This is a genomic window from Cupriavidus sp. FW216-B1, from assembly GCF_058789195.1.
This window is the reverse complement of the sequence record NZ_JBYTEL010000004.1, coordinates 1-19,212: the sequence shown is the minus strand read 5'-3', so window position 1 is coordinate 19,212 and position 19,212 is coordinate 1. Positions and strand designations below refer to the sequence as shown.

The 19,212-nt window shown below is 70.7% G+C and carries 14 protein-coding genes; 5 read left to right on the top strand and 9 right to left on the bottom strand.

Features of this window, described 5'->3' with window-relative positions; genetic code table 11:
- The first annotated feature begins 269 nt into the window (after positions 1-269).
- Both AC3WXD_RS12380 and AC3WXD_RS12375 read left to right on the top strand, forming a co-directional pair.
- Positions 270-809, top strand: coding sequence for a hypothetical protein (locus AC3WXD_RS12380; RefSeq protein ID WP_059413610.1), 540 nt, complete (start codon positions 270-272; stop codon positions 807-809).
- Between the two features lie 87 nt (positions 810-896).
- Positions 897-1,892 carry a 2-dehydropantoate 2-reductase gene (locus AC3WXD_RS12375; RefSeq protein ID WP_492323806.1) on the top strand — a complete coding sequence of 332 codons (996 nt, stop codon included), beginning with the start codon at positions 897-899 and terminating at the stop codon, positions 1,890-1,892.
- Positions 1,893-1,929: 37 nt separating this feature from the next.
- On the opposite strand, the gene AC3WXD_RS12370 is transcribed toward AC3WXD_RS12375, so the two are convergent.
- The 4 genes from AC3WXD_RS12370 to AC3WXD_RS12355 form a co-directional block, all read right to left on the bottom strand.
- Positions 1,930-3,390 (bottom strand): efflux transporter outer membrane subunit, encoded by a 1,461-nt coding sequence (locus AC3WXD_RS12370; RefSeq protein WP_492323805.1) that lies wholly within the window; start codon positions 3,388-3,390, stop codon positions 1,930-1,932.
- Between the two features lie 8 nt (positions 3,391-3,398).
- Positions 3,399-5,480, bottom strand: coding sequence for a MacB family efflux pump subunit (locus tag AC3WXD_RS12365; RefSeq protein WP_492323804.1), 2,082 nt, complete (start codon positions 5,478-5,480; stop codon positions 3,399-3,401).
- Positions 5,474-6,673 carry an efflux RND transporter periplasmic adaptor subunit gene (locus AC3WXD_RS12360; RefSeq protein ID WP_492323803.1) on the bottom strand — a complete coding sequence of 400 codons (1,200 nt, stop codon included), beginning with the start codon at positions 6,671-6,673 and terminating at the stop codon, positions 5,474-5,476. The genes AC3WXD_RS12365 and AC3WXD_RS12360 overlap by 7 nt, the downstream gene beginning before the upstream one ends.
- 75 nt (positions 6,674-6,748) lie before the next feature.
- The gene (locus AC3WXD_RS12355) at positions 6,749-7,468 is read right to left on the bottom strand and encodes a GntR family transcriptional regulator (protein WP_492323802.1); all 720 of its coding nucleotides are present in this window, start codon (positions 7,466-7,468) and stop codon (positions 6,749-6,751) included.
- A gap of 225 nt (positions 7,469-7,693) precedes the next feature.
- On the opposite strand from AC3WXD_RS12355, the gene AC3WXD_RS12350 reads away from it, so the two are divergent.
- From AC3WXD_RS12350 to AC3WXD_RS12340, 3 genes are all read left to right on the top strand, one after another.
- Complete coding sequence (locus tag AC3WXD_RS12350; protein WP_059413606.1) at positions 7,694-8,908, top strand: pyridoxal-phosphate-dependent aminotransferase family protein; 1,215 nt, start codon at positions 7,694-7,696, stop codon at positions 8,906-8,908.
- 193 nt (positions 8,909-9,101) lie between these two features.
- Positions 9,102-12,149: an FAD-binding and (Fe-S)-binding domain-containing protein gene (locus tag AC3WXD_RS12345; protein ID WP_492323801.1), complete on the top strand. Its 3,048-nt coding sequence runs from the start codon at positions 9,102-9,104 to the stop codon at positions 12,147-12,149.
- A gap of 112 nt (positions 12,150-12,261) precedes the next feature.
- The gene (locus tag AC3WXD_RS12340; RefSeq protein ID WP_492323800.1) at positions 12,262-13,152 is read left to right on the top strand and encodes a LysR substrate-binding domain-containing protein; all 891 of its coding nucleotides are present in this window, start codon (positions 12,262-12,264) and stop codon (positions 13,150-13,152) included.
- A gap of 43 nt (positions 13,153-13,195) precedes the next feature.
- Here the strand turns inward: AC3WXD_RS12340 and AC3WXD_RS12335 are convergent, their stop codons facing one another.
- The 5 genes from AC3WXD_RS12335 to AC3WXD_RS12315 form a co-directional block, all read right to left on the bottom strand.
- Positions 13,196-14,878 carry an L-lactate permease gene (locus AC3WXD_RS12335; protein WP_043367775.1) on the bottom strand — a complete coding sequence of 561 codons (1,683 nt, stop codon included), beginning with the start codon at positions 14,876-14,878 and terminating at the stop codon, positions 13,196-13,198.
- A gap of 144 nt (positions 14,879-15,022) precedes the next feature.
- A complete protein-coding gene (locus tag AC3WXD_RS12330) occupies positions 15,023-16,093 on the bottom strand; it encodes a carbon-nitrogen hydrolase family protein (RefSeq protein ID WP_020206889.1) in 1,071 nt (356 codons plus the stop codon).
- A gap of 86 nt (positions 16,094-16,179) precedes the next feature.
- On the bottom strand, positions 16,180-17,262 hold the full coding sequence (locus AC3WXD_RS12325; protein WP_454732924.1) for an enolase C-terminal domain-like protein: 1,083 nt from the start codon (positions 17,260-17,262) through the stop codon (positions 16,180-16,182).
- A 356-nt stretch (positions 17,263-17,618) separates the two neighbouring features.
- Complete coding sequence (locus tag AC3WXD_RS12320) at positions 17,619-18,314, bottom strand: HAD family hydrolase (protein ID WP_492323799.1); 696 nt, start codon at positions 18,312-18,314, stop codon at positions 17,619-17,621.
- A 19-nt stretch (positions 18,315-18,333) separates the two neighbouring features.
- Positions 18,334-19,212 (bottom strand): phosphate acyltransferase (locus AC3WXD_RS12315; protein ID WP_492323798.1); only part of this gene is annotated, 879 nt, incomplete at its 5' end.

Below are 19,212 nucleotides of genomic sequence, written 5' to 3'. Positions count from 1 at the left end.
TGCCGATTTCGGAAAGCGGCACGGAGTGTCATGTCTAGTGATTTTCTACAACATTGTCTTGCAATAGATAAACCGGAGAGTCGGAATTATCGGATAATCGCAAAGTACAATAATGATCCCGGATTTCATGATGCGGGTTTGCCGGAGGCGCGGCGAGGATCCGGTGCGCGGGCACCCCCGGCGAGGTGGACGATCAAGGGGGCTATGCTGACGCATCGGAGCCGGTTTCCGTTCCCGGGACCGGCCTGCATCGACGCTGGAGAGTGCTCATGTCATATCGAACATATCGAACATATCGAATCACCCGATGGATCGCCGCGCTGGCGGCGGCGGCCGCGCTGTCCGCCTGCGCGTCGCTGGAACCCGTCCAGACCGCGCAGAAGATGATCGGCAGCCCGGAAAGTGCCGTGCGCGATACGTTCGGCGCGCCCACGGAGACCTACCGGCTTGCCGGCGGCACCAGCCGCTGGATCTACTCGCGGCAGCCGCTCGGGCACGAGGTCTACGCGGCGGACTTCGACGCCGGCGGCAGGCTGACGAACTTCCGCCAGATGCTGACCGAGAAGGAGATCTACGAAGCCAAGCCCGGCGTCTGGACCAAGCAGGACGTGGTCGAGCGCTTCGGCATGCCGCGCGAGCCGGTGGAGTATTACCCGCTGATGAAGCGCGAGGCATGGTCGTACCGGATGTACACGAACGGCTATCTGCAGGCGCATTTCAGCATCTACTTCGACGACCGCGGCGTGCTCGACCGCACCATGATCATCGTCGACCCGATGGGCGGGGACCGCCACGACCACAGCAGGTGATCCACGGCAAGTGATGGCGATGGCCGGCGCCCCGGGGGGCGTTCCGTCGCGTTGGACCGGACCGGTCCCGGCAACAAGGAGTGACACATGAAGGTTTGTATCTACGGCGCCGGCGCGATCGGCGGTTGGATCGGCGTGAAGCTGGCCGAGGCGGGGGCGCAGGTCAGCGTCGTCGCGCGCGGCGCCACGCTCGATGCGCTGGCCAGCCGCGGGCTGCGGCTGGTGGAGGGCGAGGGCCAGGAGGCCGAGCCCCGCGCGGTGGCGGTGCGCGCCAGCGACGATCCGGCGGCGCTCGGCCCGCAGGATCTCGTCGTGGTCGCGGTGAAGGCGCCGGCGCTGGCGTCCGTGGCCGGCCGCATCGCGCCGCTGCTGGGTCCGGACACGACCGTCCTGACCGCGATGAACGGCGTGCCGTGGTGGTTCTGTGACGGCCTGGGCCCGGCGTTCGCCGGCAAGCGGCTGGCCTCGGTCGACCCGGACGGCGCGATCGCGGCGGCCATTCCGGCGCGGCAGACCGTCGGCTGCGTGGTGCACGCGAGCTGCATGCTGGACGCGCCGGGCGTGGTGCGCAACCGCCAGGGCCGGGGCCTGATCCTGGGCGAGGCGAGCGGGCAGCCGAGCGAGCGCGTCAGGGCGCTGGCGGCGATGTTCGCCGGCGCCGGGTTCGACGCGAAGGCGTCGGACCGCATCCAGCAGGATGTCTGGTACAAGCTGTGGGGCAACATGACCATGAACCCGATCAGCGCGCTGACCGGCGCCACCTCGGACCGCATCCTCGGCGACGAGCTGGTGCGCGATTTCGTCACCGCCGTGATGCTGGAGGCCAAGGCCATCGGCGAGCGCTGCGGCATCACGATCGACCAGGCGCCGGCCGACCGCCTCGCGGTCACGCTGCGGCTCGGCGCGATGAAGACCTCGATGCTGCAGGACGTGGAGGCCGGCAGGCCGGTCGAGCTCGACGCGCTGGTGGCCGCCGTGCGCGAACTGGGCCAGATCACGGCCGTGCCGACGCCGTTCACCAATGCGCTGCTGGGCCTGGCCCGGGTGCAGGCGCAGCGGCTGGGACTGTATCCGCGGGCCTGAACGCCTCCCGCCGCCCGCCGCGCGGGCGCCGCTTCGGTCAGCCGCGCGTCCCCGGCCGCGCGTCCCGCGACAGCAGGTTGCCACCGCCGGCGGCGGCGCCATCTTCCCATCCCCCTCCGAGCGCGCGGAACAGCCCCACGCTGGCCTGCAGCTGCGCCAGGTGCAGTTGCACCGCGTTGTCCTGCGCGGCGTAGAGCGTGCGCTGGGCGTCGAGCACGGTCAGCAGCGTCTCGGCGCCGGCGCGGTAGCGCGACTCGGCCAGCCGCGCGGCTTCCCGCGCCTGCGCCAGCGCCTCGGCCTGCGCGTCGCGCTGGCGCGTCAGCCCGTCGACGGCGTTGAGCGCGTTTTCCACGTCGCCGAAGGCGTTGACGATGGCGCCGCGGTAGGCGGCCAGCAGTTCCTCGCGCCGGGCGATGGCGAAGTCGCGCCCGGCGGCCAGGCGGCCGGCGTTGAAAATCGGCGCGGCGAGGCCGGCGGCGAGGCTGTACAGCGAGGTGTCGAGCAGGTCGTGCAGCCGGTCCGCGCCCACGCCGGCGCCCGCGGTCAGGGTCAGCGAGGGCAGCATGGCGGCGCGCGCGGCCACGATGTCGGCGTCGGCCGCGGCGAGCGCGCGCTCGGCCTGGGCGAGGTCGGGCCGGTGCACGATCAGGCTGGCCGGCACGCCGGCGGCGACGGTGGGCATGGCGATGCCGTCGAGCGTGCTGGCGGCGATGTCGAAGCCCGGCGCCGGGCGGCCCAGCAGGATCGCCAGCGCGGTCAGGCTGCCGCGCGCTTCCTGCCGGCGCTGCTCCAGGTCCTGCCGCTGGGTGGCGACCAGCCCGCGCTGCTGCGCCAGCTCCAGCGGCGTGGCGGCGCCGGCGCGGGCGCGCGAGGCCACCAGCGCCAGGATGCGCTCGGCGGTGGCGAGGTTGCGCTGCGCGATGTCCACGCGCTCGCGCAGCGCCGCGGCCTGCAGGTAGCTGGCGGCCACCGACGCCGTCAGTGTCAGCGCCACGGTGTCGCGCGCGCGGGCGGTGCCTTGCAGCGTGGCCAGCGCCGAATCGCGCGCGGCGGCGTTGCCGCCCCACAGGTCGATCTCGTAGGTGGCGAACAGCTCGGCCGTGTAGTAGCCGGTAACGCTGGCCTGCGGCTCGCGCAGCCGCTGCGCGGTGGCGCTCAGGCTCACCTCCGGCAACAGCGGCGCGCCGGCGATGCGGGCCTGGGCCTGCGCCTGGCGCACGCGCGCGGCGGCCGCGGCGAGGTCGAAGCTGCCGCCGCGCGCCTGCTCGATCAGCGCGGCCAGCTCGCCGCTGCCGAAGCGCCGCCACCAGCCGGGGCCGGCGGGGTCGCCGGCGGCGCCCGCGTCATGGCGCCACGCAGCGGGCACGTCCAGCGGCGGCACGTCGCCGGGCGGCGCGCCGGCGCAGCCGGCCAGCGCCAGCGCCAGCAGCCAGGCCGGCGCGCGCGCAAGAGAAGGGCGCGGGGCAGAGCGCCGCGGGGCGGGCATGGGAGATGGCATCGGGCGCCTCATTCGCTGGCCAGCGCTTCGACCGGGTCCAGCCGCGCGGCCTGGCGCGCCGGCATGAAGCCGAACACCAGCCCGGTGGCCAGCGCGCAGCCGAACGCGCCGAGGATGGCGCGCACCGAGAAGACCACCGGCACCTCCCAGTGGATCAGCGCGGCGCCCACGGCCAGCCCGGCGATCACGCCGGCCACGCCGCCGACCAGCGTCACGGTGATGGCCTCGGTCAGGAACTGGCGCTGGATGTCGCGCTGGCGCGCCCCGGTGGCCATGCGGATGCCGATCTCGCGCGTGCGCTCCTTGACCGTCACCAGCATGATGTTCATCACGCCGATGCCGCCCACCAGCAGCGAGATCGCCGCCACCAGCCCGAGCATCATCGTCATGGTCTGCTGCGTTTCTTCCTGCGCCTTGACCGAGGCCGCGCGGTTGTACACGCGGAAGTCGCGCACGCGATGGCTGGCCTCGAGCGCCTCGGTGATGCCGCGCGCGGCATCGTCGGCGTTCTCCAGCTTGTCCACCAGCACCGAGATCCACGACAACTGCGTGGTGCCGAGCAGGCGCCGGCTGCCGGTGGAGTAGGGCATCAATATCACGTCGTCGTCATCCGAGTCGCCCGAGGTGGCGCCTTTTTCCTCCAGCTCGCCGATGACCTGGAACGGCACGTTGTTGACCAGCACGTAGGCGCCCAGCGGGCTCTGGTCGCCGAACATGCGCTCGCGCGTCTTCTTGCCCAGCAGCAGCACGGTGGCCAGGCTGCGCTCGTCGTTCTGGCTGAAGAACAGGCCGCGCGCGGCCTTCCAGTTCATGATGCGCTGCGCGTCGGTGGTGACGGCCCACACGTTGACGAAGCTGTCCAGGTTGCCGGCGCGCAGCGTGACCTTGCCGCGCAGCATCGGCATGGCCGCCGCCACGTGGGGCGCCTGCCGCACGGTCGGCACGTCGGCTTCGGTGAGCACGCCGCCCGGCCCGCGCGCGTTGTCGCCGCCGGGCACCACGTACATGCGGTTGGTGCCGAAACTCGCCATCTTGGCGATGACCTTCTCCTGGGTGCCGGCGCCCACCGCCAGCATCACGATGACCGAGGCCACGCCGATGATGATGCCGAGCAGCGTGAGCGCGGTGCGGAAGCGGTTGGCCCACATCACGCTCCATGCCGCCGCGTAGGCTTCGCGCATCTCGGTCCACGGGCGCGCGGTGTGGGCCACGCCCGCGGCCATCGCGGCGGGGAAGCGGCGCGCGTCGAGCGAGGGCGGCACGGGTGGCATAGGCGGGGCGGGCGGGGCGCCGGCTTCCGCGAGCGGCGCGGCATTGCCGGTGTCGGACACGATCTGCCCGTCGCGGATCTCGATGATGCGCCGCGCCTGCGCGGCCACCGCGCGGTCGTGCGTGATGAGGACCACGGTGTGGCCGGCGTCGGCCAGCTCGCGCAGCAGCGCCACGACCTCGGCGCCGCTCTTGCTGTCGAGCGCGCCGGTGGGCTCGTCGGCCAGGATGATGTGCCCGCCGTTCATCAGCGCGCGCGCGATCGACACGCGCTGCTGCTGGCCGCCGGACAGCTGCGCGGGCCGGTGCGCGGCGCGCTCGGCCAGCCCCAGCCGGCCCAGCAGCGTGCGCGCGCGGTGCTCGCGCGCGTCCGCCCCCGCGCCGGCGTAGACCGCCGGCATCTCCACGTTGCGCAGCGCGTCGAGCGTGCGGATCAGGTGGTAGCCCTGGAATACGAAGCCGAAGGCCTCGCGGCGCAGCCAGGCCAGCTCGTCGGCGTCGAAGCGCGCGATGTCCTGGCCGGCGAAGCGGTATTGCCCGGAACTGGGCCGGTCCAGGCAGCCGAGGATATGCATCAGCGTGGACTTGCCCGAGCCCGAGGCGCCGACGATGGCGACGAACTCGCCCGCGCCGATGTCGAGCGAGACGCCGCGCAGCACCTCGGTGGCCGGACCGCCGTCGGTGCCCGCGTAGGAGCGCCGCACGTCGCGCAGCGCGATCAGCGGCGGCGCGGCGCCGGCCGGGGCGGAGGACGCGGAAGCGGGCGCGGATGCGGGGGCGCCGGCCGCCGCGGGCCGCGCCTCCGCCAGCAGGTCTACCATCGGAACCTCCCGTCGGCGGCGCGCTCGTAGCGCACGCCGGTGACGAGGCGCTCGCCTTCCTTGAGGCCGGACAGCACCTCCGCGCTCAGGCGGTCGCGCACGCCGGTGGCCACCTCGCGCACCAGGATCTTGCCCTGGGCGTCGAGCACGCGCGCGGTGTAGCGCCCGGGCTGGCCGCTCACCGCCTGCAGCGCCGGCAGCGGCGCCACCAGCACGTTGCGCGCGCTGGCGGCCACGAAGAACACCTGCGCGCTCATCTGCGGCATCAGCTCGCGGTCGGCGTTGTCCACGTCGAACAGCACCGTATAGAGCACCACCTTGCCGGCGGGCGTGGCTGGCGCGCCGGCGGTGGTGGCGGCGGGCGCGGCGCCGGCCGGCGTGGGCGGCGCTGGCAGGATCTGGCGCACCTGGCCGCGCCAGCGCCGCGCGCTGCCCTGCTCGTCCTGCACGCCCAGCGTGGTGAAGTACACCGGCATGCCCGGGCGCACGCGGCGCACGTCGGCCTCGGACACCTCGGTCCAGACCGTCATGGCGGACAGGTCGGCGATGCGCAGGATGTTGGGGGTCTGGTAGGTGGCGTTGAGGGTCTGGCCCTCGCGCGCGTCGAGCGTGACCACGGTACCGCTCATGGGCGCGTAGATGCGGGTGAAGCCGAGTTGGGCCTCGTCGCCCTTGAGCGCGGACGAGGCGCCGTCGATCTGGGCGCGCAGGTTGTCGATGCGCGCCAGCGCCACGCGCAGCGCGGCCTGCGCGGACTGCACGTCTTCGTCGCGGGTGGAGCCATCGGCCGCCATGTGGCGCTGGCGCTCCCACTGCTGGCGGGCGAGGTCGCGCTGGGCGTACTGCTCGTCGAGCTGGGCGCGCAGGCTGGCCAGCGTGGCGCGGTCGGCGTCCACGCGCGACTGCTGCACGGCGGGATCGATCTCCACCAGCAACTGGTTCTTCTTGACGGCGTCGCCGGGCTGGACGTGGATGCGGCGGATGGCGCCGGACGCCTGCGCGCCCACGTCGACGTAGCTGCGCGGCTGCAGCAGGCCGAGCGCGGTCACGCTCGATTCGATGTCGCCGCGGCCTACCGGTGTGGTCTCGATCACCTCGGTGGGGCGCAGCAGCCACCACCACAGCAACAGCCCAAGACACGCCAGCAAGACCACGAGCGTGGCGGGACGCTGCACAACAGACGGGATTCTCATCGATCGGATTTGACGCGGTTCTTGTGCACCGCAAATCATACCGCGAGCGCGGCGGCCGGCGGCGGCCGGGCCATGTCAGCCCGGATGCGCGGCAGCGGGCCGGCGCTCTTCGTGGCGCGGCGCGGGCAGCGGGCCGGCCGCCACGGCGCCGGGCAGCACCGCATCCCGCTTGCTGCGCAGGTGGTCGCGCAGTATCCGCGCCAGCCTCGCGCCATCGCGCGCTTCGAGCGCGAGCAGCATCTCGTGGTGGTCGTGGATCGCGCTGTCCCACTTCGGCGCCTGGTGGTTGGAGCGGAACCGCAAGGCCTGCAACCGCCGGTTGACCGCCGCGTAGGCCTCGCTCAGCTCGCCGTTGCGCGCCGCCGCGTTGATGCGGTCGTGGATCTGCTGGTTGCGGTCGTAGTAGCCGGCGAGGTCGTTGCGCGCCCGGCAGGCCAGCATGCCGCCGTGCAGCGCGCGGATCTCCGCCAGTTCGGCGGCGGTGATGCGCTCGCACGCCAGCTCGCCGGCAAACGCTTCGAGCCCGCCGAGCAGCTCGAACGCATCGCCGATCTCGTCTTCCGACATGGTGGCGACCGAGGCGCCGCGGTTCTGCGAAAGCTCGACCAGCCCTTCCGCCGACAGCACCTTCAGCGCCTCGCGCAGCGGCGTGCGGGACACGCCGATGACCTCGCACAGCTCGCGCTCGTTGAGCTTCTGGCCCGGCGCGAGCGCGCCCTCGACGATGCACCGGCGCAGGTGCGCCACCACGCTGTCGTGCAGGATGGCGCGCGTCAGCTTGCTCGGCGGCGGCATGGTTGCGCGGGTGAAAAAGACGATGCCGTGGGCATGGCGGTGTTCTCCGGTTTCATGAAAAAAATTCTACCGGAAACAGGCCGGAATCCGCGTTCAAGCGAGATTGAGAAAACTTCAAGGGAAGTTGCCGGATTTTAAGGGAGGGGTCTGCTAGATTGTATTCAAAATTCATTTCGCTTCATCGGAGCGATTTACCAGAGCGATTCCATCAGAGAGGAGAACGCAATGCTCAAGCTGGACTTCCATCCCGCCGGCCGCCACTACCTGCAGATTCCCGGCCCCAGCCCCGTGCCCGACCGCATCCTGCGCGCCATCAGTTATCCGACCATCGATCACCGCGGGCCGGAATTCGGCGCGCTTGGCCTGAAGGTGCTCGAAGGCATCAAGACCATCTTCAAGACCCGGCACCCGGTCATCATCTATCCCGCCTCCGGCACCGGCGCGTGGGAAGCGGCGCTGACCAACACGCTCAGCCCCGGCGACAAGGTGCTGATGTACGAGACCGGCCACTTCGCCACGCTGTGGGACAAGATGGCGCGCAACCTCGGCCTGCAACCCGAGTTCCTGGGCCTGCCCGGCATCGAGGGCTGGCGGCGCGGCGTGAACGCGCAGATGATCCAGGCGCGCCTGGAAGCGGACAGCGGCCACGAGATCAAGGCCGTGTGCGTGGTCCACAACGAAACCTCCACCGGCGTGACCTCGAACATCGCGGCCGTGCGCCAGGCGATCGACGCCGCGCGCCACCCCGCGCTGCTCATGGTCGACACCATCAGCAGCCTGGCTTCGGCCGACTACCGCCATGACGAGTGGGGCGTGGACGTGACCATCTCCGGCTCGCAGAAGGGCCTGATGCTGCCGCCCGGCATCAGCTTCAACGCGCTGTCGCCGAAGGCCATCGAAGCCAGCAGGCAATCGAAGCTGCCCAAGGCGTTCTTCGGCTGGGCGGAGATCCTGGAGATGAACAAGACCGGCTACTGGCCGTACACGCCGAACACCAACCTGCTGTACGGCCTGTCCGAGGCCATCGACATGATCCTGGCCGAGGGCCTCGACAACGTCTTCGCGCGCCACCAGCGGCTCGGCGAAGCCGCGCGCCGCGCGGTGCGCGCGTGGGGCCTGGAGATCCAGTGCGTGGACCCGGAGGTCTACAGCCCGGTGCTGACCGGCGTGATGATGCCGCCCGGCGTGGACGCCGACATGGTACGGCGCGTCACCTACGAGCGCTTCGACATCTCGCTCGGCGCGGGCCTGGGCAAGCTGCGCGGGCTGATGTTCCGCATCGGGCATCTGGGCGACTGCAACGACCTGACGCTGATGGCGGCGCTGTCCGGCTGCGAGATGGGCCTGAAGATCGCCGGCGTGAAGCTCGAAGGCAGCGGCGTGGCCGCGGCGCTCGACTATCTCGCCGGCCAGACCGTGCCGGCGCTCGCCAAGGGCTGACCGGGACGGCGGGCGGGCAGCGCTGCCGCCCGCGACAAGAGCGCGCGCACGTGGCCGGCCGTGCCGGCAGTATCGCCGCCGCCGCGGCGCGCGCGCATTCCTACAGGAGACAACCGCGCAGCCGGGCGCCGGGATTCCGCGCGGCATGGCTGCGCGGGGCCCGCGCCGCACGGCGCCGGGCCCAGGAACGATCATGAAAACCGAATACCTGCCTCCCTTAGTCAAGCCCGTCCACCTCGTGCCGTCGGCCGTGGGCTCCGGCAGTCCGCTGGCGCGCCGCCTGCGCAAGGAACTCCGGGGAGACGTCCTGTTCGACCGCGCCAGCCGCGCGCGTTATGCCACCGACGCCTCCATCTACCAGATCCTGCCGGTCGGCGTGGTGGTGCCGCGCGACCAGGCCGACCTCGCGCTCGCGCTGAACATCGCGCGCGACGCCGGCGCGCCGCTGCTGGCGCGCGGCGCCGGCACCAGCCAGTGCGGCCAGACCGTGGGCGAGGCGCTGGTGATCGACAACAGCAAGTGGCTCAACGACGTGGTGGACTTCGACGCCGCCGCGCGCACCGTCACGGTGGAGCCGGGCATCGTGCTGGACCATCTCAATGCGTGGCTCAAGCCGCACGGCTTGTGGTTCCCGGTGGACGTTTCCACCGGGGCGCAGTGCACCATCGGCGGCATGGCCGGCAACAACTCGTGCGGCTCGCGCTCGATCGAGTACGGCAACATGGTCCACAACGTGCTGGCCATCGACGCCATCCTGCCCGACGACACCCAGTTGCGCTTCGGCCCGGTCGCGCGCGCGCCGCAGGACGGGCGCGCCGCGCAGATCTACGCCGGCCTGCGCGAGATCGCCACGCGCGAGCGCGCCGAGATCGCCGAGCGCATGCCCCGCGTGCTGCGCCGCGTGGGCGGCTACAACATCGACATCTTCGATTGCCAGAACCCGCGCGCCTACAGCGACGACGGCCTGCCCAACCTCGCCCACGTGCTGGTCGGTTCCGAGGGCACGCTCGCCTACAGCCGCCAGCTCACGCTCAAGCTGTCGCCGCTGCCGGCGCACAAGGTGCTGGGCGTGGTGAACTTCCCCACGTTCTACCAGGCGATGGACATGACCCGGCACATCGTCAAGCTCGGGCCGGTGGCGGTGGAACTGGTGGACCGCACCATGATCGGCCTGTCGATGAGCAATCCGGCCTTCCGGCCGGTCATCGAGCGGGCGCTGGTCGGCAACCCGGAGGCGATCCTGCTGGTGGAATTCGCCGGCGACGAGCACAACGCGCTGCTGCGCCGGCTCGACGACCTCGTCTCGCTGATGGGCGACCTCGGCCTGCCCGACGCGGTCGTGCGCATGGCCGACGCGGGCGCGCAGAAAGCGCTGTGGGACGTGCGCAAGGCGGGCCTGAACATCATGATGAGCATGAAGGGCGACGGCAAGCCGGTCTCCTTCATCGAGGACTGCGCGGTGCCGCTGGAGCACCTCGCCGAATACACCAGCCAGCTGACCGAGGTCTTCCACCGCAACGGCACCGAAGGCACCTGGTACGCGCACGCCAGCGTGGGCACGCTGCACGTGCGCCCGATCCTGGACATGCGCCGCGACGGCGCCGCCAGGATGCGGGCGATCGCCGAGGAGGCCGCCGAACTCGTGCGCAAGTACAAGGGCGCGTTCTCCGGCGAGCACGGCGACGGCCTGTGCCGCGGCGAATGGGTGGCGTGGCAGTACGGGCCGAAGATCCACCAGGCCTTCCGCGACATCAAGGCGCTGTTCGATCCGGGCAACCGCTTCAGCCCGGACCGCATCGTGCAGCCGCCGCGCATGGACGACAGCGCCAACTTCCGCTTCCCGCCCGCGTACCGCGCCATCGACCTGACCCCCAGCCTGGACTGGTCCGGCTGGAACGTGCTGCGCGACCCGCTCACCGGCATCGAGACCGCGCCGGGCACCGGCGGCGACCCCGCGCACGGGCTGGCCAAGGCGGTGGAGATGTGCAACAACAACGGCCATTGCCGCAAGTTCGACGCCGGCACCATGTGCCCGAGCTACCGCGTCACCAAGGACGAGAAGCACGTCACGCGCGGGCGCGCCAACACGCTGCGCCTGGCGCTGTCCGGCCAGCTCGGCGACGACGGCCTGGCCAGCGCCGAGGTCAAGGAGGTACTCGACCTGTGCGTGTCGTGCAAGGGCTGCAAGCGCGACTGCCCGACCGGCGTCGACATGGCCAAGATCAAGATCGAGGCGCGCGCGGCCTGGACCCGGCGCCACGGCATCGGCCTGCGCGAGCGCATGGTGGCGTACATGCCGCGCTACGCGCCGGCGGCCAGCCTGCTGGCGCCGCTGGTCAACGCGCTGGACCGCGTGCCGCTGCTGTCGCCGCTGGTCAAGCGCTGGCTCGGCTTTGCCGGCGAGCGCTCGCTGCCGCGCTTCGGCAGCGCCTTCCTCGACGGCAGCCGCAAGGCCGCCGGCGGGCCGCTCGGGCCCCGCTCGGTGCTGCTGTTCGTGGATACCTTCAACAACTACATGGAGCCGGGCAACGCGCGCGCGGCGGAGATGGTGCTGCGCGCCGCCGGCTACGACGTGCACTACAGCGCGCAGCCCGGCGGCAAGCCGCTGTGCTGCGGCCGCACCTTCCTCGCGGCCGGCCTCGTCGACGAAGCCCGCGCCGAGGCCAGGCGCGCGCTCGACGCGCTCAAGCCCTACGTCGACGCCGGCGTGCCGGTGGTCGGGCTGGAGCCGTCGTGCCTGCTGTCGCTGCGCGACGAGTTCCTGAATTACGGGTTTGGTGACGAGGCGCGCAAGCTGGCGGACTCGGCCCTGCTGTTCGAGGAATTCCTCGTGCGCGAGCAGCAGGCCGGGCGCTGCGAGCTCAAGCTCAAGGCGCTGCCCGGCGGCAAGGCGCTCGTGCACGGCCACTGCCACCAGAAGGCGTTCGATGTGTTCCGGCCGGTGCAGGCCGTGCTCAAGTGGATCCCGGGGCTGCAGCTCGACGTGGTCGAGTCGTCCTGCTGCGGCATGGCCGGCAGCTTCGGCTATGAGGCCGAGCACTACGAGGCCTCCCGGGCGATGGCGGAGCTGTCGCTGCTGCCGGCGGTGCGCCAGGCCGGGGCCGGCACCATCGTGGTGGCCGACGGCACGAGCTGCCGCCACCAGATCCACGACGGCGCCGGCGCCGACGCGGTGCATGTGGCCTGCGTGCTGGCGGCGGCGCTCGATTTCGGCGCCGAGGCCATGCTCGGCGGCGGCTGAGCGCGCGGCAAGGCGGCGCGGGTTTGCGCCGCCTTGCGCCCGATAGCGATCCTGTATCATCGATGCCGGAGACCCGGCCGAGGCATCGGGCCGTCGAAAAAGAGTATCGCGCATGGCTTACAGAGTTCCCCCATTGCAGTGCCTGATGGCGTTCGAGGCGGTGGCGCGGCTGCGCAGCGGGACCCTGGCCGCGCAGGAGCTGTGCGTGACGCCGAGCGCGATCAGCCACCGCATCCGCCAGCTCGAAGACATCATGGGCATCGAGCTGTTCAACTCCGCGCAAGGCGGCTTCACCCTGACGGCCAGGGGATCGGAATATCTCGAAGTCGTCAAGGAAGCGCTGTCCGCGCTCAGCCACTATGGCGCGCGGCCCCGCTTCGCCGGCGAGGTCCGGCAACTGCGCGTGGCCGCGCCGCCGACCTTCGCGCGGCAGGTGCTGGTGCCGCATCTGGCCACCTTCCAGGCCGACCATCCCGACATCGAACTGATCCTGCAGCTCTCCGTGCCGCTGGTGGGCCTGAAGTCCGAGAACGCGGACGTCGAGATCCGCTTCGGCAACGGCAACTACCCCGGGCTGGAAGCGGTCAAGATCCTGGACGAGCCGGTCTTCCCGGTGTGCAGCCCGGCCTATCTGCGCGAGGTCGGGCCGTTCGCGTCGCCGGCCGCGCTGTCCGCCGCGCGCCTGCTGCGCTGCCCGCTGGAACCGTGGCGCCCGTGGCTGGTGGCGGCCGGGCTGGACTGGCCGGAGCCCGCCACCGGCGTGCAGTTCGTCGACCTGGGGCTGATGCTGGAAGCCGCCGTGAACGGCCAGGGCGTGGCGCTGGCGCGCCGGCGCATGGCGCAGAGCTGGCTCAGTTCCGGCGTGCTGGTGCCGCTGTTCGAGATCGAGGTGCGCTCGATCTACGCCTACTACATCATCTATCCGCCGGACTGCGAGGACGACGGCGACGCCATGACCTTCGTGCGCTGGATGACGGAGATCCTCGGCAAGCCGCCGGAATAGACGAAGCCCCGCCGCATCGCTGCGGCGGGGCGGCTTTGCCGCGTCAGTGGATCACCATGTGGACGAACGGCGGAACGTAGGCCTGCAGCGTGATGAACAGGCCGACCAGCACCGCCAGCGCCAGCGAATGGAAGAACACGTAGCGCAGGATGTCGCCTTCGTGCCCGTACCACTTGGTCGCCGTGGACGCCACCACGATCGACTGCGCGTCGATCATCTTGCCCATCACGCCGCCCGAGCTGTTCGCCGCCGCCATCAGATACGGCGACAGGCCGAGCTGCTCGGCGGTGGTCTTCTGCAAGCCGCCGAACAGCACGTTGGCCGCGGTGTCGGAGCCGGTCAGCGCCACGCCGAGCCAGCCGAGCATGGTGCCGAACAGCGGGTAGAGCACGCCGGTATGCGCGAACGCCAGGCCCAGCGTGGCATCGAGCCCGGAATACTTGGTCAGGTAGCCCACGCCGAACATCGCGCAGATGGTCAGCAGCGAGTAGCGCACCAGGTGGATGGTGCGCAGGTATTCCCGGAACAGCCGCGGCAGCGAGTAGCCCATCAGCAGGCCGCCGACGAGCGACGCGATGAGAATGCCGGTGCCGGCCATCGACAGGATGTTGAACGCGAACGTGGCCGATTCCGCGACCGGGGCGGCCACCACCGGCGGCATCTTCAGCACCATCTTGTCGAGGCCGGGAATGCTGTACTTCCACGCCCACAGCGCATCGAGCGCCTTCTTGACCTGCGGCACGCCCCACAGGAAGACCGACACCGTGAGGATGACCCACGGCATCCACGCCCTGGCCGCGGAGACGGTGCCCGCCGCCGTGCCGGCCGTGGCCGCCGCCGTGGCCGGCGCGTCGTGGTTCTCCACGTGCGAGTCGTCATGGTGCTTCTTGAGCTTGGTCGAGGTCCAGATCGTGCGCGGCCGCCATACCCGCATGAACAGCGTGAGGCTGCCCATCGACACCAGCGACGAGATGACGTCGACCAGCCACGGGCCGTGGAAGTTCGACACCACGTACTGCGGCACCGCGAAGCTGACGCCGGCCACCAGGATGGCGGGCCAGATCTCCTTCATGCCGCGGTAGCCGGCGAAGGCCCAGATCAGCCAGAACGGCACCAGCACCGAGAAGAACGGCAACTGGCGCCCGATCATGGCCGAGAGCTGCAGCAGGTCCAGCCCGGTCACGGAGGCCAGCGCCAGCACCGGCGAGCCAAGCGCGCCGAACGCGACCGGCGCGGTGTTGGCGATCAGCGCGAGACCCGACGCGGCCAGCGGCGAGAAGCCGAAGCCGATCAGGATCGCGCCCGTCACCGCGACCGGCGTGCCGAAGCCGGCGGCGCCCTCGAAGAACGCGCCGAAGCAGAAGGCCACCAGCAGCAACTGGATGCGCTTGTCCTCGGTGACGCCCGAGATGGACTGCTGGAGTGCCTTGAAATAGCCGTTCTGCGTGGTGAGCCGGTGCAGGAAGATGATGTTGAGCACGATCCAGCCGATCGGGAACAGCCCCGAGGCGATACCGTAGGCGGCCGCCTTGCCGGCCACGCTGGCCGGCATGCCGAACACCGTGCAGGCGACGATGCCGCCCGCGATCAGCGCCAGGCCCGCGGCCAGGTGCGCCTGGATGTGGAAGAACGCCAGCGCCGCCAGCAGGACCACGACGGGGATGGCGGCCACCAGCGTCGAGAATAGGGGATTCCCCAAGGGGTCATAGATTTGACTCCAAGGCATGTTTTGTCTCCTTCGGATTTTTATGTGTGTGGCTGAATCGATATGGCTTCGATACTTTGCCGGGGGGTGGCGCAGCGGGTGCTGCGCCGTGGCGCCGGCCGGCTCATGAACGGACCGGCCGGCGCGGATCAGGGGATCGGAAAATCAGGCGTTGTGGCGCACCGGCGCGGCGCGCAGCGAGGCGTTGTTGATGACGTCGTCGAGGTCGTCCTCGTCGGCGCCCAGCGTGCGCTCCTCGGCGTGGGACGAGAACTCGACCGGGGCGAGCGCGCGGCGGTTGACCTTCAGCTGGAACACGTCGAAGCGGTTGTAGTAGCCGACCACGTCCTGGAACTGCTTGGGCACCACGCACTTGGCGAGGTCGATGTCCGCGTAGACGATGCCTTCCTCGTCGCGGATCACTTCGCTGATGGGCTGGCCGTCCGGGCCGAGGATCATCGACACGCTCTTGGGCGATTCCTCCAGCAGCTGGCGCGCGCGCAGGTTGTCGCGGCTGATCATGTCGATGGCCTCCGGCGGCAGGAAGCCCGAGGCCACGATGTTGAACAGCTTGCCCTCGAAGGCATGGGCGCCGGCGCGCAGGCGGATCGCCGCCTCCAGGTCGTAGCCGGCCTCGCCCGGCGGGTTGGTCGGCCAGCGCGGCGAGAACGACGACACGTGCACGTTCTCGCCCTGCGCCAGCAGCGTGAAGCGCGCCAGCGCGTTGGTGTTCTCGCCGCACACCAGCGCGCCGATGCGGCCGATGCGGGTGTCCGACACGCGCAGGCCGTTGCCGTCGCCCGGGGTCCAGGTCAGCTTTTCCCAGTAGGTCGGGACCAGCTTGCGGTGCGCGTTGAGGATCGCGCCGTCGTCGCCGATCAGGATGTTGGTGTCCCAGATGCAGGCCGGGCTGGTCGGCGTGCCTTCGTTGATGCCGAGCGACACGAACACGCCGTGGCGCCGGGCACAGTCGCGGATCTGGCGGATCTCGGGGCCGTTCACCTCGACCGCCGACGACGCCAGCTTGACGAAGAACTCATGCACGTCGACCGGCGCCCAGACGCCGGACCAGACCGGGAACGAGGAAATGAACGCTTCCGGGAAGGCGATCAGCTCGGCGCCGTTGCGCGCGGCCTCGGCGATCCAGGCGCAGGCCTTTTCCACCGTGGCCGGCGTGTCGAAGTAGACGGGCGCGGCATGGCAGGCCGCGGCCTTGAATTTCGGGTAGGTTTTCATTTGAGGTTGTCTCCGGTAGGAAAGCCGTTTCCGGCAAAGAGCCGCCTGACTGGCAGGCGAAGGTATGGGGCCAAGCCGCGCGGGGATCAGGCGGCGAAGCGCCGCACGGCCGCTTCGTTCCAGGTGATGCCGATGCCCGGGCGCTGGCTCGGCACGGCATGGCCGTCGACCACCTCGAGGGTGTCGGCGAGCACGGCGTCGGCGATGCCGAAGTATTCGAGGTAGTGGGCGGTCGGGGTGACGCCGAGCAGGTGCGCGCTGGCTTCCTGGAAAAAGTGGTTCGACACCGGCACGCCGGCCGCGGCGCAGATGCCGGCCGCGTCCATCCAGCCCGAGATGCCGCCGACCTTCATCAGGTCGAGCATCATCAGGTCGGAGCAGCGCTCGCCGATGCTGCGACGGACCTCGCGCGGCCCGTAGAGGTTTTCGCCGAGCTGCAGCGGCGTCCTGACCGCCTCGGCGATGCGCGCGTGGCCGGCGAAATCGTCGCAGCGCGTGGGTTCCTCGATCCACGCCAGGCCTTCGTCGTCGAGCGCCTGGCAGCGGCGGATCGCCTCGGGCACGGAAAGCGACTGGTTGTAGTCGATCATCAGGCTGGCGCGCTCGCCGGTCAGCGCGCGGGCCGCGCGCACCGCCGCCAGGTCTTCCGCCAGCGTCGGGTAGCCGATCTTGATCTTGATCGCGCGAAAACCCGCGTCGAGCGCCTGCGCGATCAGCGGCCGCGCATCCTCGGCGCGCTCCATGCCGAAGCTGGCGTAGGCCAGCGTGCGCGACGGCGTGCCGCCGAGCACGCGCGACAGCGGCGCGTTCAGGAAGCGCGCATGCGCGTCCCACAGCGCCATGTCGATGGCCGCCAGCGCCATGTCGAGCAGGCCCGGCGTGCCGATCAGCACCAGCTTGCGGCGCAGCTCCGCCAGGTTCGCGCGCGGCGCCAGCGCGGCGGATTCAAGCTGCGGCAGCAGGTTCTTGAGCACCTCGACCACGCCCTGCAGGACCACCGGCGTGTACGTGAAGATGTAGGCGCTGCCGGTCACGCCGGCATTGGTCGAGATATCGACCAGCACCAGCGGGGCCTTGGCCATGACGCCGCTGGCGGTGCGCAGCGGCGGGTTGAGCGGCACGACTACCGGGCGGACCTGGAAGCCGCTGATTTGCGGGGAATCTGACATGTCTCACTCTGCTCGTTGATGGACTCGGTGGCGCTGATGGAGCGCGCCTTTTGTTCGAAGTCATGAAAGTATGCTTCGGGCAAACGAGTTTCGAGCCGGGTGATGCCGTGAAAGTATTTCACGAAAAATTGATGGGTCTTTCGATGGTTTTTTAATGGCCTTTCAATGGCTTTTTTTTAATGACTGATGCAGGGCTGATCGGCGGTCAATTGATGGCTGATTGATGGCGGATCGGTGGTCGCCGATCGCCATTAAAATCGCAATTAACGGCCAACAAGAATGGGCGTCAGCTTTTCGTGCGGTGCGTGCAGTGCGCGCAGGCAGGTGCAGGCAGGCGTAAACGGGCTCAAGCGGGCTCAAGCAGCCGGACGCGGCGCCCGGGCGGCGCGGAGCAGCGCGGGCAGGTCTTCGAAGCGGGCGGCAACCGCGCACGTGCCCTGCAGCGCGCCGAGGCGCCCATATCCCCATTGCGCGAAGACCGCCGGAATGCCGCAGGCCGCGGCCGCCAGCACGTCGGCCGGGTTGTCGCCGATCATCACGGCGGGCACGGCGCGCAGGCCGGCGCGCCGGATGGTTTCCGCCAGGTGGACCGGGGCCGGCTTGCAGGCCGGCACGGTGTCGCCGCCGCAGACCGCCTCGAACAGCGGCAGGATGCCGAGCTGCGCGAGGATGTCCACCGCCGCGGCCTCGACCTTGTTGGTGCACACGGCCAGCTTCCATCCCTCCCCGCGCAGCCGGTGCAGCGTGGCTTCCACGCCCGGGTAGAGGCGGGTCTGGTCGATCGGCGTGCGCAGGTAGCGCTCGACGAAGCGGTTCTCTTCCGTGCGCGTGATTTCCGCCGCGCGCAGCACGAAGGTGCGGCGCGCGAACACGCGCAGGCCGTCGCCGAGCAGCGACGTGGCCTCGGCCAGCGTCAGCGGCGCGAGGCCGCGCGCCGCCAGCGCGGGCGCGAGCGCCGCGGCGATGTCCGCCGCGGCGTCGATCAGCGTGCCGTCGAGGTCGAAGACGGCGGCGCCCTGCGGCGCGGCGCCGGTGGTTGCCTGTGCCTGCATCGTGTGTGGCCGCGGTGGCCTAGTGGGCCGCGGCATCGACCACCACCAGCGCCGTCATGTTGACGATGCGGCGCACCGTGGCCGACGGCGTGAGGATGTGCACCGGCGCCTTGACCCCCAGCAGGATCGGCCCGATCGCCACGTTGTTGCCCGCCGCCACCTTCAGCAGGTTGTACGCGATGTTCGCCGCGTCGATGTTCGGGCACACCAGCAGGTTCGCCTCCCCGATCAGCGTGCCGTCCGGCACCAGCTGCTCGCGCAGCTTCGGGTCCAGCGCGCTGTCGCCGTGCATCTCGCCGTCCACCTCCAGCTCCGGCGCCCGCTCGCGCAGGATCGCCAGCGTGTCGCGCATCTTGCGCGCCGACGGCGCCTCCGAGGTGCCGAAGTTCGAGTGCGACACCAGCGCCACCTTCGGCTCGATGCCGAAGCGCTTGAGCTCCTCGGCCGCCATGATGGTGATCTCCGCCAGCTGGCACGCGGTCGGGTCGACGTTGACGTGCGTGTCCACCAGGAAGATCTGCCGGCCCGGCAGCACCAGCCCGTTCATCGCCGCGTACACCTCGTTGGTGCCGCCCAGCACCTGGTCGATGTAGCGCAGGTGCGCCGCCGTGGTGCTGACCGTGCCGCACACCATGCCGTCGGCCTCGCCCTTGCTGAGCAGCATCGCGCCGATCAGCGTGGTGCGCCGGCGCATCTCCAGCTTGGCGTACTGCGGCGTGATGCCCTGGCGCGCCATCATCTTGAAGTAGGTCTCGGAGTAGTCGCGGAAGCGCGGGTCGTTCTCCGGGTTGACCACGGTGAAGTCCACGCCGCCGCGCAGGCGCAGGCCGAAGCGCTCGATGCGGTGCTCGATCACCGCCGGGCGGCCGATCAGGATCGGGTTGGCCAGCTTCTCGTC

What these genes read in the sequence shown, in the direction of transcription:
- AC3WXD_RS12320 (WP_492323799.1), bottom strand. Translation starts at nt 18,314, where the DNA reads ATGCAGGCACAGGCAACCACCGGCGCCGCGCCGCAGGGCGCCGCCGTC.
- AC3WXD_RS12375 (WP_492323806.1), top strand. Translation starts at nt 897, where the DNA reads ATGAAGGTTTGTATCTACGGCGCCGGCGCGATCGGCGGTTGGATCGGC.
- AC3WXD_RS12350 (WP_059413606.1), top strand. Translation starts at nt 7,694, where the DNA reads ATGCTCAAGCTGGACTTCCATCCCGCCGGCCGCCACTACCTGCAGATT.
- AC3WXD_RS12330 (WP_020206889.1), bottom strand. Translation starts at nt 16,093, where the DNA reads ATGAAAACCTACCCGAAATTCAAGGCCGCGGCCTGCCATGCCGCGCCC.
- AC3WXD_RS12360 (WP_492323803.1), bottom strand. Translation starts at nt 6,673, where the DNA reads ATGAGAATCCCGTCTGTTGTGCAGCGTCCCGCCACGCTCGTGGTCTTG.
- AC3WXD_RS12355 (WP_492323802.1), bottom strand. Translation starts at nt 7,468, where the DNA reads ATGCCGCCGCCGAGCAAGCTGACGCGCGCCATCCTGCACGACAGCGTG.
- AC3WXD_RS12365 (WP_492323804.1), bottom strand. Translation starts at nt 5,480, where the DNA reads ATGGTAGACCTGCTGGCGGAGGCGCGGCCCGCGGCGGCCGGCGCCCCC.
- AC3WXD_RS12335 (WP_043367775.1), bottom strand. Translation starts at nt 14,878, where the DNA reads ATGCCTTGGAGTCAAATCTATGACCCCTTGGGGAATCCCCTATTCTCG.
- AC3WXD_RS12325 (WP_454732924.1), bottom strand. Translation starts at nt 17,262, where the DNA reads ATGTCAGATTCCCCGCAAATCAGCGGCTTCCAGGTCCGCCCGGTAGTC.
- AC3WXD_RS12345 (WP_492323801.1), top strand. Translation starts at nt 9,102, where the DNA reads ATGAAAACCGAATACCTGCCTCCCTTAGTCAAGCCCGTCCACCTCGTG.
- AC3WXD_RS12370 (WP_492323805.1), bottom strand. Translation starts at nt 3,390, where the DNA reads ATGCCATCTCCCATGCCCGCCCCGCGGCGCTCTGCCCCGCGCCCTTCT.
- AC3WXD_RS12340 (WP_492323800.1), top strand. Translation starts at nt 12,262, where the DNA reads ATGGCTTACAGAGTTCCCCCATTGCAGTGCCTGATGGCGTTCGAGGCG.
- AC3WXD_RS12380 (WP_059413610.1), top strand. Translation starts at nt 270, where the DNA reads ATGTCATATCGAACATATCGAACATATCGAATCACCCGATGGATCGCC.